Source organism: Streptomyces sp. NPDC053560, assembly GCF_044544605.1.
Taxonomy (GTDB): Bacteria; Actinomycetota; Actinomycetes; order Streptomycetales; family Streptomycetaceae; genus Streptomyces.
This window is the reverse complement of the sequence record NZ_JBITXI010000002.1, coordinates 630,050-643,836: the sequence shown is the minus strand read 5'-3', so window position 1 is coordinate 643,836 and position 13,787 is coordinate 630,050. Positions and strand designations below refer to the sequence as shown.

Below are 13,787 nucleotides of genomic sequence, written 5' to 3'. Positions count from 1 at the left end.
CACCACCGGGCCCCCGGGTCAGGCGAGTTCGCGCTCCCGGGTCTCCGGCAGCGCCAGGACACACAGCAGGGAGACGACGGCCATCGCGGAGACGTACCAGCCGACGGAGGAGGAACCGAAGGCGGACTGCAGGCGGGTGGCGATCAGCGGGGAGACCGCGCCGCCGAGCACCCCGCCGAGGTTGTACGCGAGCGAGGCGCCGGAGTAGCGCACCTTCGTGCCGAACAGCTCGGGCAGGTACGCGCCCATCGGCCCGTAGACCACGCCCATGCAGAACAGCGCGCCGCCGAGGGCCAGGGCCACCAGCACCGGCGACCCGGTGTCCAGCAGCGGGAAGAGGATCAGGCCCCAGACGGCCGCGAGACCGCAGCCGGCCAGGATCAGCTTGCGGCGGCCGGCGCCGTCGGAACGGGTGGCGGCGAGCCAGGTGCCGGCGGCCAGGAAGAGGCAGGCCACGAGGGAGAGCCCCAGCATGGTGCTGCGGGAGACGCCGAGCGTGCCGGTGGCGTAGGAGAGGCAGTACGTCGTCGCGGTGTAGAACAGCCCGTACGCGATGATCATGCCGCCCGAGCCGAGCAGCAGCTCGCGCCAGTGCCCGCGGATCACGTCCAGGGTGGGGACCTTGCTGGCCTCCTGTTCGTCCATCACCTTCGCGAAGACCGGCGTCTCACTGATCTTCAGCCGGACGAACAGGCCGACGGCGACCAGCAGGAACGACAGCAGGAACGGGATGCGCCAGCCCCACGACCGGAACGCCCCGTCGGCCAGGGACGAGGAGAGCAGCCAGAAGATGCCGGTCGCGGCGAAGAACCCGACGGACGGCCCCAGTTGCGGGAAGGCGGCGTACAGGCCGCGGCGCTTCTTCGGGGCGTGCTCGACCGCGAGCAGCGCCGCGCCGCCCCACTCGCCGCCCAGCCCGATGCCCTGCACGAAACGCAGCAGGATCAGCAGGATCGGCGCCCAGATGCCCAGCGTGGCGTAGCCCGGCAGCAGACCGACGAACGCCGTGGACAGGCCCATCAGCAGCAGCGAGACGACCAGTACGGACTTCCGGCCCACCCGGTCGCCGAAGTGCCCGAAGACGATCGAGCCGAGCGGCCGGGCCGCGAACGCCACCGCGTAGGTGGAGAAGGAGGCCAGGGTCGCGTTGACCGGGTCCAGGGTCGGGAAGAACGCCTGGTTCAGTACGAGCGCGGCCGCGGTCCCGTAGATGTAGAAGTCGTAGAACTCGATGGCCGTGCCGATGAACGAGGCCACGGCCACCCGCCGCAGGCTCTCCGGACTGCCGTCGGGCGCGGCGGCGCCGGCCGTGGTCTCTTCTGCTGTCGCTTCGCTGTGCACGAGCCGCATGCTCACGGTCGTTGTACTGGGCAGTCAATAGGTGGGACATGTGGTCTCGGTTGCTGAGACGGCCGCCGGACGGCTTCCCGCCCGGCCCGCTCAGTGGTACGGCAGTGACGCGCTCTCAGCGGTAGCGCAGGTAACGCGCCCGCAGCGCGCGGAACTTCGCCAGCTCCGTCTGCCAGGCGCCCACCACCTCGGCCGTGCCGGCGCCCGCGTCGATCATCGTGCGGACCCTGTCCGTGCCGGCCAGCCGGTCGATGCCGTGGTCCGCCCGCCACGCGAAGTCCTGCCATGCCTTCTTCGCCGTCACCAGCAGCGCGATGCCGGTGCGCACCGGGTCGAACGCCGCCCGGTCCTCCACGTGCAGCTGCACCCCGCCGATCGTCTTCCCCTGGAACTTGGAGAAGGTCGGCGCGAAGTACGCCTCCCGGAACCGGACGCCGGGCAGCCGCTCCGCGTTGGCCGCCGCCGCCCACTTCCGGTCGATGCCCTCGGCGCCGAGCAGCTCGAAGGGGCGGGTGGTACCGCGGCCCTCGGAGAGGTTGGTGCCCTCGAAGAGACAGGTGCCGGAGTAGACCAGTGCGGTGTCGGCGGTGGGCATGTTGGGGCTGGGCGGCACCCACGGCAACCCGGTCGCGTCGAAGAAGTCGCCGCGCCGCCAGCCCTTCATCAGCACGGTGTCCAGCCGCACCTTCTTGCCGGCCGCCGCGGGCACGAACCGGTCGTTGAACAGCAGCGCCAGCTCCGCCACCGTCATCCCGTGCGCCTGTGCGATCGGCTCCCGGCCCACGAACGAGGCGTACTTCTTGTCCAGCACGGGGCCGGTGGCGGACCGGCCGGTCACCGGGTTCGGCCGGTCCAGCACCACGAAGCGCTTGCCCGCCACGGCCGCCGCCACCATGCAGTCGTACAGCGTCCAGATGTAGGTGTAGAAGCGCGCGCCGACGTCCTGGATGTCGAAGACCACCGTGTCGACCCCGGACTCGGTGAAGATGTCCGCCAGCGCCTTCCCGCTCTTCTGGTACGTGTCGTACACCGGCAGCCCGGTCGCCGGGTCGTCGTGCTTGCCCTCCGAACCGCCCGCCTGCGCCGTGCCGCGGAAGCCGTGCTCGGGCCCGAAGACCGCGGTCAGCCGCACCCGCTCGTCCCCGTGCATCACATCCACGATGTGCTCGACTTCCGGGGTGACGCCGGTCGGGTTGGTGACCATGCCGACCTTCTGCCCGGACAGCAGCGCGTAGCCGTCGGCCGCGAGCAGGTCGAAGCCGGTCCGTACGCGGTGGCCGTGGCCGCGTGGCGCCGCCGCGGGGGATAGCGCGGCGGCCGGGCCGGCGCTCGCCGCCGACGCGGCACCCACCGCGCCGGTGACGGCCAGCAGGCTTCTTCTGGACAGGGACATGCGCACACCTCCGGGATCGGAATTTGTGTGCCCTGCACGCTAATGCGCCGGGCCGCCCGCCGCCGGGGTATTGCCCCGTACGGCTGCGCCCCGGGGGCTTCCGCAGCGACATACCGACTGGTTAGTCTGCCTGCTGACCGTGGTGCCGGCGAGGCGAGGGAGAGACGAGTGGAAGCCGTGCGGGACAAGGCCGTCGTGGTGACGGGAGCGGGCGGCGGCATCGGCGCCGCGCTCGCGGCCCGCTTCATCGCCGAGGGCGCCCGGGTCGTCATCAACGACCTCGACAAGGAGAAGGCCGAGCGCACCGCCGCCGAGCTGGGCGCGATCGCCGTCCCCGGCGACGCCTCGGCCGTCGTCCCGGCCGCCCGCGAGGCCCTCGGCGGCCGCATCGACATCTTCTGCGCCAACGCCGGCGTCGGTACCGGCGGCGGCCCCGAGGCCCCCGACGAGGACTGGCAGCTGGCCTGGGACGTCAACGTCATGGCCCACGTACGGGCGGCCCGCGCGCTCATACCCGAGTGGCTGGAGCACGGCAGCGGCCGGTTCGTCGCCACCGTCTCGGCGGCCGGCCTGCTCACCATGATCGGCTCCGCGCCGTACAGCGTGTCCAAGCACGCCGCGTACTCCTTCGCCGAGTGGCTCTCGCTCACCTACAAGCACCGCGGCATCGACGTGCACGCCATCTGCCCGCAGGGCGTCCGCACCGACATGCTCGCGGGCACCGGCTCCGCCGGCGACCTCGTCCTCACCCCCGGCGCCATCGAGCCCACGGCCGTCGCCGACGCGCTCTTCGACGCCATCGCCGAGAACCGCTTCCTGGTCCTGCCGCACCCTGAGGTCGCCGGCTACTACGCGACCCGCGCCGCCGACCCCGGCCGCTGGCTGGGCGGCATGAACCACCTCCAGCGCAAGCTCGAAGCCGCCGAGGACGCCGGCGCCTGAGCGGCACGGACCACCACCCACCCGTACGGCACGGCGGGGACGGCCGCGCCGTACGGGACGCCGGGGCCCGGCCGCAGGGCGCGCCGGACCCGCGTTCCGCCCCCCCCGGGACCAGAAGAGAGAAGGGCCGCACGCCGATGACGTCGTACCAGGACATGCCGTGGCTGTCGCAGCTGAACGAGGCCCAGCGCGCCCCCGTGCACCCACACCCCTCCACGCTGCACGCCTTCCGGGACGCGGCCCGCCGGGTCCCCGACCGGACAGCCCTGGCCTACTTCGACGGCCGGCTGTCCTACGCCGAGACCGACGCGCTCTCCGACGGCATCGCAGCCCACCTCGGCGACCGGGGCTTCCGGCCCGGCGACCGGGCCGCGATCATGCTCCAGAACACCCCGCACTTCGTGCTCGCCCTCTTCGGCGTCTGGAAGGCCGGCGGCATCGTCGTCCCCGTCAACCCCATGTACAAGTCCGCGGAGATGACGCACGTCCTCACCGACGCCGAGGTCACCGCCGTGATCTGCGCCGACCGCACCTGGGACGGCTTCCTGCGCGACACCGCGGCGGCCGCGCCCTCCGTACGCATCGCGCTGACCGCCTCCGAACGCGACCTGCAGACCAGAGACGACGCCCGTGTCCTGCGCGGCGAACGGCTCGGCCCGCGCGAGGGCGCCGACGACCTGCTCACCGCGGCCCGGGAACACGCCGGCCGCGGCCCCGCCGCCGGCACCCCCGAACCCACCGCCGACGACATCGCGCTGATCAGCTACACCTCGGGCACCAGCGGCACGCCCAAGGGCGCCACCAACACCCACGGCAACATCGCCTACAACGCCGAGCGGCAGCGCACCGGCCTCGGCCTCCCCGACGGCGCCACCTACTTCGCGCTCGCCCCGCTCTTCCACATCACCGGCATGGTCTGCGAACTGGCCTCCTGCGTCACCGGCGGCGGCACCCTCGCGCTCGCCTACCGCTTCGAGGCCGGCGTCGTCCTGGACGCCTTCCTGGAGCACCGCCCGGCCTTCACCGTCGGCCCGTCCACCGCCTTCATGGCCCTCATGGCCCACCCGGACGTCTCCCGCGACCACTTCTCGTCCTTCGCCACCCTCGCCTCCGGCGGCGCGCCGCTGCCGCCCGCGCTGGTGGAGAAGTTCCGTGCGGAGTTCGGCCCGTACATCCGCAACGGCTACGGCCTCACCGAGTGCACCGCGCCGTGCGCCAGCGTGCCGCCGCACCTGGAGGCCCCGGTCGACAAGGTCTCCGGCACCCTCGCGGTCGGCGTCCCCGGCCCCGACACCGTCGTACGGATCATCGACGACCAGGGCCGGGACGTGCCCTTCGGCGAACAGGGCGAGATCGCCGTACGCGGCCCCCAGGTCGTCCCCGGCTACTGGCGCCGCCCCGACGCCACCGCTGAGGCGATACCGGAGGGCGAGCTGCGCACCGGCGACATCGGCTTCATGGACACCGACGGCTGGCTGTACGTCGTCGACCGCAAGAAAGACATGATCAACGCGTCCGGCTTCAAGGTCTGGCCGCGCGAGGTCGAGGACGTGCTCTACGGCCACCCCGCCGTCCGCGAGGCCGCCGTCGTCGGCGTTCCGGACGCCTACCGCGGGGAATCGGTCAAGGCGTACGTCAGCCTGCGTCCCGGCCAGTCCCCGGCCCCCGACGAACTGGCCGCCTACTGCAAGGAACGGCTGGCCGCGTACAAATATCCCCGGGCGGTCGAGGTCCTGCCGGAGCTGCCGAAGACCACGAGTGGGAAGATCCTCCGACGGGAGCTGCGGGACCGCGGCTAGCCTCCACAGCACGCGAACAGTACGGAGAAGGACAGGTGAGGGCGATGGCCGGCACGACGGACGGGAGCACGAAGCCCGTGGCACAGCGGCTGCTGGCCACCGCCACCCGGCTCTTCGCCGAGCAGGGGTACGACCGGACCTCGGTCCAGGAGATCGTCGAGGCGGCGGGCGTCACCAAGGGCGCCCTGTACCATTACTTCGGCTCCAAGGACGACCTGCTGCACGAGGTCTACGGCCGGGTGCTCCGCCTCCAGCAGGAGCGCCTGGACCACTTCGCGAACGCCGACGCGCCGGTGGAGCAGCGGCTCCGCGAGGCCGCCGCGGACGTCGTCGTCACCACCATCGAGAACCTCGACGACACGAAGATCTTCTTCCGCTCCATGCACCAGCTCTCGCCGGAGAAGGACAAGCAGGTGCGCGCGGAGCGGCGCCGCTACCACGAGCGCTTCCGCGCGCTGATCGAAGAGGGCCAGGAGGCGGGCGTCTTCACCGCCGACGTCCCGGCCGACCTGATCGTGGACTACCACTTCGGCTCGGTCCACCACCTCGGCACCTGGTACCGCGAGGGCGGCCCGCTCACCCCGAGCCAGGTCGCCGACCACCTGGCGGATCTGCTGCTGCGGGCGCTGCGGCCGTAGGGGCGAAGAAGCGCCCCCACGTCCGGCGTGGGGGCGCTTCCGTATGCGAACTACAGGTACTTCTTGATCTCCCGGCGGGCCAGGGAGCGCTGGTGGACCTCGTCCGGGCCGTCCGCGAGGCGGAGGGTGCGGGCGCCGGCCCAGAGTTCGGCGAGCGGGAAGTCCTGGCTGACGCCGCCCGCGCCGTGCAGCTGGACGGCCTGGTCGATGATGTCCACGACCGTGCGCGGCGTGGCGATCTTGATGGACTGGATCTCGGTGTGCGCGCCCTTGTTGCCGACCGTGTCCATCAGCCACGCGGTCTTCAGGACGAGCAGCCGGAGCTGCTCGACCGCGACCCGCGCGTCCGCGATCCAGTTGTGCACGACGCCCTGCTGGGCGAGCGGCTTGCCGAAGGCGGTACGCCCCACCGCCCGCTTGCACATCAGCTCGATGGCCCGCTCGGCCATGCCGATCAGCCGCATGCAGTGGTGGATGCGGCCCGGGCCGAGGCGGGCCTGCGCGATGCCGAAGCCGCCGCCCTCCTCGCCGACGAGGTTCGACGCCGGGACGCGTACGTTCTCGAACAGCACCTCGGCGTGGCCGCCGTGGTAGTGGTCCTCGTACCCGTAGACCTGCATCGCGCGCTTGACCGTCAGGCCCGGCGTGTCGCGCGGCACGAGGATCATCGACTGCTGGCGGCGGATGTCCTCGCCGTCCGGGTCGGTCTTGCCCATCACGATGAAGATCTGGCAGAGCGGGTTCATCGCGCCGGAGATGTACCACTTACGGCCGTTGATGACGTAGTCGTCGCCGTCCCGCGCGATGTGCGTCTCGATGTTGGTGGCATCCGAGGACGCGACCTCCGGCTCGGTCATCGCGAACGCGGAGCGGATCTCACCGGCCAGCAGCGGCTGCAGCCACTGCTTCTTCTGCTGCTCGTTGCCGAACTGGGTGAGTACCTCCATGTTGCCGGTGTCCGGCGCCGCGCAGTTCAGCGCGGTCGGCGCGAGCTGCGGGCTGCGGCCGGTGATCTCGGCGAGCGGCGCGTACTGGAGGTTGGTGAGCCCGGCACCGTACTCCGCGTCGGGGAGGAAGAGGTTCCACAGGCCCTGCTTGCGGGCCTCCGCCTTCAGCTCCTCGACGATCGCCGGGGTGTCCCACGGCGAGGCGAGTTCGGCCCGCTGCTCGTGCGCGACCTGCTCGGCCGGGTACACGTGCTCGTCCATGAACGCGAGCAGCTTCGCGCGGAGTTCCTCGGTACGGGCGTCGAATGCGAAGTCCATGAGCGGCCTCAGCCTTCCTTCACGGCGGACAGGGTGGACAGGGTGCGGTGGCCGTTGTCGATGAAGCGCGGCACGACCTCGCCGATCCGGTCGAAGCCCGCGCCGACGGTCTGGCCGAGCGTGTACCGGTAGTGGATGCCTTCGAGGATCACCGCGAGCTTGAAGTACGCGAACGCGGTGTACCAGGCGACCTGCGAGACGTCGCGCCCGGAGCCGGCTGCGTACCGCTCGATCAGCTCGCCCGGTTCGGGGTGCCCCGGGGCGCTGCGGGTGGTGGTGACGGGCGAGTCGGGCGACTCCTCCTGCTCGCTGTACATGGCGAGCAGGCCGAGGTCGGTGAGCGGGTCGCCGAGCGTGGACATCTCCCAGTCCAGCACCGCCGCGATCCGGTCGTCCGCGCCGACCAGGACGTTGTCCAGGCGGTAGTCACCGTGCACGACGGCGGGCGCGGGGGAGGCGGGCAGCTTCCGGCCCAGCGCCTCGTGCAGCTCGTCGATGCCGGGCAGTGCGCGGTTCTTGGACGCGGCGAGCTGCTTGCCCCAGCGGCGCAGCTGCCGCTCCAGGAAGCCGTCGGGCCGCCCGAAGTCGCCCAGCCCCACCGACGCCGGGTCGACGGCGTGCAGGTCCACGAGGGTGTCGACGAGGCGGAGCACGATGTCGCGGGTGCGCCCGGGGCCGAGCGGCCGCAGCTGCTCGGCCGTGCGGTACGGCGTCCCCTCGACCAGCTCCATGACGTAGAAGGGCGACCCGATGACCTCCTCGTCCTGGCACAGGAGCAGTGTCTCGGGCACCGGCACCGGGGTATCGTGCAGCGCGCTGATCACCCGGTGCTCGCGGGCCATGTCGTGCGCGGTGGCCAGGACATGGCCGAGCGGCGGGCGGCGGACCACCCAGCGGCCGGTGCCGTCGGTGACGCGGTACGTGAGGTTGGACCGGCCCCCCTGGACCAGCTCGGCGCTCAGCGGGCCCGCGACCAGGCCCGGGCGTTCCCGGTCCAGGTGGGCGCGGAGCCGCTCCAGGTCGAGGCCGGGCGGGTTGTCCTTGCTCATCGTGCGCCTCCGTCTGCCGGTCGGTGGAGTGTGACCGTCCACGATCATGCCGACTAGTCGGTATGGCGTCCAGAGGGCGACGCGAACACGTTGCGCGGCGGGGGTGTTCCGCGCGTCACATGCGGCGCTCGGGCGGGTCGGGGGAAGGGAGGACCGGCGGTCCCTCGGTCGCGTCGGAGGAGGGGGCGGTCCGCGCCGGAAAATGGGATGCGGTGACGGACAGTGACGAGGATCATCGGTCGCATGACCGAACTGCGCGTTCTCGCCCCCGACGGCGTCCCGCTCTCCGCCGTCGACGACGGGGGCAGCGGGCCCACCGTGCTCGTCGTTCATCCGGGCGGCCGGGGCCCCGAGTCCTGGGACGAGGTCGCCCGCCTGCTGACCGACGGCTTCCGGGTGGTCCGCATACGCCGCCGGATCTACGCGCCCGGGGTGCGCATCGGCCGCGGCCACTCGATGGCGGTCGAGGCGGCCGATGTGCTGGCGGTCGCCGAGTCGCTGGCCGCGGACGGGCCCGTGCTGCTCGTCGGGCACTCCTCGGGTGCCGTGGCCGCGCTGGAGGCCGCGCTCCGCGACCCGTCCCCCTTCGCCGGGGTGGTCGCGTACGACCCGCCGATACCGACCCGGTCGCCGCTCGTGGGGGAGGCGGGACCGCGGGCCCGTGCCGCGCTGGACGCCGGCGACCCGACGGAGGCGATACGCATCCACTCGCGCGCGATCACCGGCATGCCGGCCGAGGCGGTCGAGGAGATGCTCAAGGACCCCCGCGTGCAGGCGCTCATCGCCACGCATGCCGAGGCGCAGATCGTCGAGGACGAGATCATCGACGCGCTCGGCCTCGGCGTGGACCGGTACGGCGCGCTCGGGCTGCCGGTGACCCTGCTCCAGGGCGAGCAGAGCTTCCCGCACCTGCGCGAACGCGTGGCCGACCTGGCGGCCGTCCTGCCGGACGCCCGTGTGGTGACCCTCGCGGGCCAGGGCCACGGCGCGAACGCCACCGCACCCGAGGCGCTGACGGAGGAGATACGCAGGGCGGCGAAGGGGGCTTTTGGGGGGTGAGGGGGCTTATGGCCGGGATCGGGGCTGGACCTCCCAGGGCCGCGGTTCTGCGGCGCCCGCCGTTCTGCGGCCCCCGCGGCGCTACAGCGTGATCGCCGCGCCCAGACCCACCAGGATCAGCGTGCAGCCGGTCGCCAGCAGTGCCGTGCGGGTGCCCATGGTCCGGGGCGGTCCCGCCGACGCGGGGGCGGCCAGCCGGCGCATGCGCGTGTGCGCGGCGGTGAGGAAGGCCAGCCCGGCGAGGACCAGCAGCGCGACGAGGACGACCTCCGCCGCGGTGGGCTCGCCGGTGACCAGCACCTGACGCCAGGCCAGTACCACCGCCACCGCGCACGACAGCGTCGTACGCCGCCACGCCATCCGGGTCCGCTCGGGCTGCAGGCCGGGGTCCCTGACCGGCGCCGGGCGTTCCTCCGCACCGCTCATCGTCAGCGCGTCCAGCCCAGCAGCACGACCACCGCGATGGCCACCGCCAGCAGCCCGACGCCCGCGCCCAGCAGCGCCGGGAAGCGCGAGGCCGGCAGGTCCTCGCCGCGCCGCATCGCCCGCTCGCAGCGCACCCAGTGGTTGACCGAGCGCACGGCGCACAGCGCGCCGCCCGCGAGCAGCGCCACCGTGAACACCGTCCGTACCGTCTGGTGCAGCGACGGCAGGAACTGGTCGACCGCGAAGCCGCCGCCGATCAGCGCGAACGCGGTACGCAGCCAGGCCAGGAAGGTGCGCTCGTTGGCGAGCGAGAAGCGGTAGTCGGGGGTGGTGCCCTCGCTGCGGAGCCGCCCGGGCGCGAACCACAGACGCAGGTCGGCGGCGAGCGCCCGCACGCGGTCCGTGAAGATCATGAGGCGTACCCTATCCGGCGGCCGGCCGCCCGGCGGCCTCCCGGTCGCGAGGCCGCCCGGCGGCCTCCCGGTCGCGCAGCCGCCGGAACGCCTCCAGGCCGTCCGGCACCCACTCCCACTCCGGCAGCCGGGCCGCCAGCTCCTCCGCCGTGAGGAACGCGTGCCAGGCCACCTCCTCCGTCTGCGGGGCGACCGGCAGCGTGCAGCGCACCTCATAGACCGCCGACCACCAGGTGTGCTCCGGCGTCTCGTAGAGGAACTTGAAAAGCGGTTCGGGGCGGGGGAGTCCGGTCACGCCCAGCTCCTCCTCCGCCTCGCGCAGCGCCGCGTCGTCGTAGGACTCGCCCGCGCCGACCACGCCGCCGACGAACATGTCGTAGTGCGAGGGGAAGACCAGCTTCTGCGCGGTGCGGCGGTGCACGAAGATCCGGTCCTGCGCGTCCCGGGCGAGGATGAAGGTGCAGCGGTGCCGCAGCCGGCGCGCGTACGCCTCACCGCGCGGGGCCTGCCCCACGACCCGGTCGTGCTCGTCGACGATGTCGAGGATCTCGTCGGCGTTGAGCGGCTGCTGCGGTCCGGTCCCGTCCGGCTGCTGATCGGTCATGGGGCCATGCAATCAGACGGCCGACGGCCGACGGCCGACGGCGGGCGGTCGGCGGCGGGGCGGTGCAGCGGGCCACCGCCCCGCCGGGTCCCGCGAGCCCGCCGCCTCTCCGCGTGCCGCACCGGGGCCCCGCCGGGCGTCGCATCGGGCGCCCGGCCGAGTGCCCCACCGGCCGCCCGGCCCGCCTCACTGCCCCATCACGTACTTCACCGTCGGCCCGGTGGTCCAGCCGCCGTCCACCGCGAGTTCGGCGCCGGTCACGTACGACGCGGCGTCGGAGAGCAGGTAGACCACCGCGCTCGCGATCTCGTGCGGCTCGCCGACGCGGCCCATCGGGGTGTTGGGGTAGTTGCCCTCGCCCTGCTGGATGCCGACGCCCGCCGTCATGGGGGTGTACGTCATGCCCGGGTGCACGGAGTTGACGCGGATGCGGTCCGTGCCCAGCTCCACGGCGGCGACCTTCGAGAGGCCGCGTACGCCCCACTTGGAGGCGCCGTAGCCGCCGGTCATCGCGAGGCCCATCAGCCCGGCCGCCGAGGAGATGTTGACGATGGAGCCGGCGCCGCGCTCGCGCATCAGCGGGATGACGGTCTTCATGCCGATGAAGACGCCGGTGAGATTGATGTCGATCACCTTGCGGAAGAAGTCGACCGAGATGGTCTCCAGCGGCTGGCCTGTGGATATGCCCGCGTTGTTGACCAGCCCGTCGAGGCCGCCGAACTCCGCGACCGCGAAGTCCGCCACCCGCTGCCAGTCCTCCTCGGACGTCACGTCGTGGACGAGGAAACGGGCCCGGTCGCCCAGCGCCGCCGCGGTGGCCGCGCCCTCCTCGGCGAGCACGTCGGTGAGGACGACGCGCGCGCCGGCCTCGACGGCCTGCTTCGCCGCCTCGGCGCCCAGCCCGCGCGCGCCGCCGGTGATGAGGATGGTCCTGCCGGTCAGATCGGTCATCGTGCACTCCTGTGTCGGGGAGCGGGTCACCCCTGCTCCGGGGCGGGGGCGCGCAGCAGCGCCACCGTGGTCGTGACGAGGTCGGCGAGGAAGACGGGCTCCGTGGTGAGCGGACGCGCGCCGTCGAGGTACTGCCGGGCCCGGTCGGCGAGCGCCGCGCCGATCAGCGTCAGCGCCAGGTCCGTACGCTCCAGCCGGACCGGTTCGGGCAGCTCCGCCGCCGCGAGGGCGGCCTCGATCCGCTCGATCAGCCGCCAGTACGCGGTGCCCGCCAGCGTGGGGTGCGGCGTCCGGGTACGGATGCCGCTCTCGTGGCTGAGCTGCGCGGAGATCCGCAGGCAGCGCAGTCCCCGTACGTCGCTCAGCTGGGTCGCCTCGGCCGTGACCAGCGCGCGGACCAGGTCCTCCAGGCCCGGGTCCGGCAGCTTTTCCAGGACGGGCGCCAGCGCCGCCTCCGTACGCCCCAGCCGGCCGGCCATCACCGCGTCCAGCAGGCCCGCGCGGGACCCGAAGTGGTACTGCACCGCCGACGGGTTGCTCTGGCCGGCCAACCGCACGATGTCGCGGGTCTGGGCGCCGTCGACGCCCTGCGCCGCGAAGATCTCCTCCGCGGCGCGGATCAGCTTGTCCCGGGTCTCGGTGCCCGCCGTTCTCGCCATGGCCTCCATATTAATACTCGCCATTATTAATTGCGCGAGGGTGGGAGGCGGAGGGTGTGAGAGGGGGGACGTGGCTGCCATGGAGTGCTGCCGAACGGGCGTTGTCCGTGGGGGTGTTGGTGTCCACGAGGTCACTCGGGCGGGGGTTGACGGAGACCCCTGGGGGCCGGTTTGCTGTCTGTGATCACCCCGTGTCGATCCGTTCATCAAACCTGCACATGTCCGCCCCGCGCGGGGTTCCGGAGGGAAGAGCGCCGTGGAGAGACGCCTGGTATGACTCCACCGCCCCCACCCCCACCTCTGGGGCGCCCCCGCCGCAAGGACCCCGCCGCGGTCCGTCCCGCGCTCGACGACGCCGAGCTGGCCGCGGCCCTCGACGCCCTCGCGCAGGGCCGCTGGATCGTCGCCCGCTCCCTCCTCGCCGCGACCGGCACGGACTGGGACCGCCGAGGCCACCGCCTGATGGCGCTCGGCGCCGCCCGTACCGGCGCCGTCTGGGCCCGCGAGTGGCAGCTCGCCGAGCCCGACAGCCCCGACGCCGCCGCCTTCGTCGCCGCCGCCATGGTCCACCGGGCGCTGCGCGGCGGGGAGCCCGCCGAGATCGCCCGCGAGAGCTGCCTGACCGCCGCCCGGATGGCGCCCGCCGACCCCACCCCCTGGCTCGCCGCGCTGCTGCTGGCCCGCGCCACCGGCACCCCCGACGCGCGCGAGCACGCCTTCGACCAGGTGCGCGCCCGGCATCCCGGCCACCACCACGCCCACCACCTCATGGCCGCCTGCCTCGCCGAACACCAGCAGGGCGACACCGACGACCCGCTCCACCAGGTCTACGACTTCGCCGCCTGGGCCGTCGAACAGGCTCCCGCCGACTCCCCGCTGGCCGTCCTGCCCGTCGTCGCGCACGCCGAGCGGTACCGCGTCCTGGCCGCCGCAGGGCTGGAGCCCGCCGACCCGGTGGCGTCGGGCCACTGGGCCACCCGCCGCGCTCGCCAGGCCATGAAGACCGCCTTCGACTGGTGGCTGGAGTGGGAGGGCGACTCCGGCCACCCGCGCGGCAAGGTCGACCTGAACTTCCTCGCCCACGCCAAGTTCTGCGAAGGGCGCCTGGCCGAGGCCGCGGCCCTCTTCCACCGCATCGGCCCGTACGTCACCGCCGAACCGTGGAGCTACCCCGACCGCGACCCGGCGCGCGCCTTCAGGGCCGCCCGCGACACCGCCCTGCGCACCACCTGATCCCGC

General features: G+C 73.1%; 14 protein-coding genes. 5 read left to right on the top strand and 9 right to left on the bottom strand.

Annotation, left to right across the window (positions count from 1 at the left end; genetic code table 11):
* Window positions 1-18: 18 nt before the first annotated feature.
* The gene (locus ACIGQF_RS06155) at window positions 19-1,350 is read right to left on the bottom strand and encodes an MFS transporter (protein WP_399706395.1); all 1,332 of its coding nucleotides are present in this window, start codon (window positions 1,348-1,350) and stop codon (window positions 19-21) included.
* Window positions 1,351-1,465: 115 nt separating this feature from the next.
* On the bottom strand, window positions 1,466-2,743 hold the full coding sequence (locus ACIGQF_RS06150) for an exo-beta-N-acetylmuramidase NamZ domain-containing protein (RefSeq protein ID WP_399706088.1): 1,278 nt from the start codon (window positions 2,741-2,743) through the stop codon (window positions 1,466-1,468).
* A gap of 168 nt (window positions 2,744-2,911) precedes the next feature.
* Here ACIGQF_RS06150 and ACIGQF_RS06145 point away from each other — a divergent pair, with 168 nt between their 5' ends.
* The 3 genes from ACIGQF_RS06145 (at window position 2,912) to ACIGQF_RS06135 (ending at window position 6,122) form a co-directional block, all read left to right on the top strand.
* Window positions 2,912-3,685 carry an SDR family oxidoreductase gene (locus ACIGQF_RS06145; protein ID WP_399706085.1) on the top strand — a complete coding sequence of 258 codons (774 nt, stop codon included), beginning with the start codon at window positions 2,912-2,914 and terminating at the stop codon, window positions 3,683-3,685.
* Between the two features lie 137 nt (window positions 3,686-3,822).
* On the top strand, window positions 3,823-5,484 hold the full coding sequence (locus ACIGQF_RS06140) for an AMP-binding protein (RefSeq protein ID WP_399706082.1): 1,662 nt from the start codon (window positions 3,823-3,825) through the stop codon (window positions 5,482-5,484).
* A gap of 44 nt (window positions 5,485-5,528) precedes the next feature.
* Complete coding sequence (locus ACIGQF_RS06135) at window positions 5,529-6,122, top strand: TetR/AcrR family transcriptional regulator (RefSeq protein ID WP_399706080.1); 594 nt, start codon at window positions 5,529-5,531, stop codon at window positions 6,120-6,122.
* A 50-nt stretch (window positions 6,123-6,172) separates the two neighbouring features.
* Here the strand turns inward: ACIGQF_RS06135 and ACIGQF_RS06130 are convergent, their stop codons facing one another.
* Both ACIGQF_RS06130 and ACIGQF_RS06125 read right to left on the bottom strand, forming a co-directional pair.
* Window positions 6,173-7,387, bottom strand: a complete 1,215-nt coding sequence (locus tag ACIGQF_RS06130) for an acyl-CoA dehydrogenase (protein WP_399706077.1) — start codon at window positions 7,385-7,387, stop codon at window positions 6,173-6,175.
* A gap of 8 nt (window positions 7,388-7,395) precedes the next feature.
* Complete coding sequence (locus ACIGQF_RS06125; RefSeq protein WP_399706074.1) at window positions 7,396-8,436, bottom strand: phosphotransferase family protein; 1,041 nt, start codon at window positions 8,434-8,436, stop codon at window positions 7,396-7,398.
* A 243-nt stretch (window positions 8,437-8,679) separates the two neighbouring features.
* Here ACIGQF_RS06125 and ACIGQF_RS06120 point away from each other — a divergent pair, with 243 nt between their 5' ends.
* A complete protein-coding gene (locus ACIGQF_RS06120; RefSeq protein WP_399706072.1) occupies window positions 8,680-9,495 on the top strand; it encodes an alpha/beta fold hydrolase in 816 nt (271 codons plus the stop codon).
* Between the two features lie 81 nt (window positions 9,496-9,576).
* Here the strand turns inward: ACIGQF_RS06120 and ACIGQF_RS06115 are convergent, their stop codons facing one another.
* The 5 genes from ACIGQF_RS06115 to ACIGQF_RS06095 form a co-directional block, all read right to left on the bottom strand.
* A complete protein-coding gene (locus ACIGQF_RS06115; protein ID WP_399706069.1) occupies window positions 9,577-9,921 on the bottom strand; it encodes a DUF202 domain-containing protein in 345 nt (114 codons plus the stop codon).
* Window positions 9,922-9,923: 2 nt separating this feature from the next.
* A complete protein-coding gene (locus tag ACIGQF_RS06110; protein ID WP_399706067.1) occupies window positions 9,924-10,334 on the bottom strand; it encodes a YidH family protein in 411 nt (136 codons plus the stop codon).
* Window positions 10,335-10,344: 10 nt separating this feature from the next.
* Entirely contained in the window at window positions 10,345-10,938 is a 594-nt protein-coding gene (locus tag ACIGQF_RS06105; RefSeq protein WP_399706064.1) for an NUDIX hydrolase, read from the bottom strand.
* A 186-nt stretch (window positions 10,939-11,124) separates the two neighbouring features.
* On the bottom strand, window positions 11,125-11,889 hold the full coding sequence (locus ACIGQF_RS06100) for a glucose 1-dehydrogenase (RefSeq protein WP_361563513.1): 765 nt from the start codon (window positions 11,887-11,889) through the stop codon (window positions 11,125-11,127).
* A gap of 26 nt (window positions 11,890-11,915) precedes the next feature.
* Window positions 11,916-12,548 (bottom strand): TetR/AcrR family transcriptional regulator, encoded by a 633-nt coding sequence (locus ACIGQF_RS06095; RefSeq protein ID WP_399706060.1) that lies wholly within the window; start codon window positions 12,546-12,548, stop codon window positions 11,916-11,918.
* A gap of 273 nt (window positions 12,549-12,821) precedes the next feature.
* Here ACIGQF_RS06095 and ACIGQF_RS06090 point away from each other — a divergent pair, with 273 nt between their 5' ends.
* Complete coding sequence (locus ACIGQF_RS06090) at window positions 12,822-13,781, top strand: hypothetical protein (protein ID WP_399706058.1); 960 nt, start codon at window positions 12,822-12,824, stop codon at window positions 13,779-13,781.
* Window positions 13,782-13,787: the final 6 nt, after the last annotated feature.

Coding starts and splice junctions, on each gene's coding strand:
- ACIGQF_RS06155 (WP_399706395.1), bottom strand. CDS start 1,350: ATGCGGCTCGTGCACAGCGAAGCGACAGCAGAAGAGACCACGGCCGGC.
- ACIGQF_RS06090 (WP_399706058.1), top strand. CDS start 12,822: ATGACTCCACCGCCCCCACCCCCACCTCTGGGGCGCCCCCGCCGCAAG.
- ACIGQF_RS06120 (WP_399706072.1), top strand. CDS start 8,680: ATGACCGAACTGCGCGTTCTCGCCCCCGACGGCGTCCCGCTCTCCGCC.
- ACIGQF_RS06130 (WP_399706077.1), bottom strand. CDS start 7,387: ATGGACTTCGCATTCGACGCCCGTACCGAGGAACTCCGCGCGAAGCTG.
- ACIGQF_RS06135 (WP_399706080.1), top strand. CDS start 5,529: ATGGCCGGCACGACGGACGGGAGCACGAAGCCCGTGGCACAGCGGCTG.
- ACIGQF_RS06110 (WP_399706067.1), bottom strand. CDS start 10,334: ATGATCTTCACGGACCGCGTGCGGGCGCTCGCCGCCGACCTGCGTCTG.
- ACIGQF_RS06150 (WP_399706088.1), bottom strand. CDS start 2,743: ATGTCCCTGTCCAGAAGAAGCCTGCTGGCCGTCACCGGCGCGGTGGGT.
- ACIGQF_RS06115 (WP_399706069.1), bottom strand. CDS start 9,921: ATGAGCGGTGCGGAGGAACGCCCGGCGCCGGTCAGGGACCCCGGCCTG.
- ACIGQF_RS06105 (WP_399706064.1), bottom strand. CDS start 10,938: ATGACCGATCAGCAGCCGGACGGGACCGGACCGCAGCAGCCGCTCAAC.
- ACIGQF_RS06125 (WP_399706074.1), bottom strand. CDS start 8,436: ATGAGCAAGGACAACCCGCCCGGCCTCGACCTGGAGCGGCTCCGCGCC.
- ACIGQF_RS06140 (WP_399706082.1), top strand. CDS start 3,823: ATGACGTCGTACCAGGACATGCCGTGGCTGTCGCAGCTGAACGAGGCC.
- ACIGQF_RS06100 (WP_361563513.1), bottom strand. CDS start 11,889: ATGACCGATCTGACCGGCAGGACCATCCTCATCACCGGCGGCGCGCGC.
- ACIGQF_RS06095 (WP_399706060.1), bottom strand. CDS start 12,548: ATGGCGAGAACGGCGGGCACCGAGACCCGGGACAAGCTGATCCGCGCC.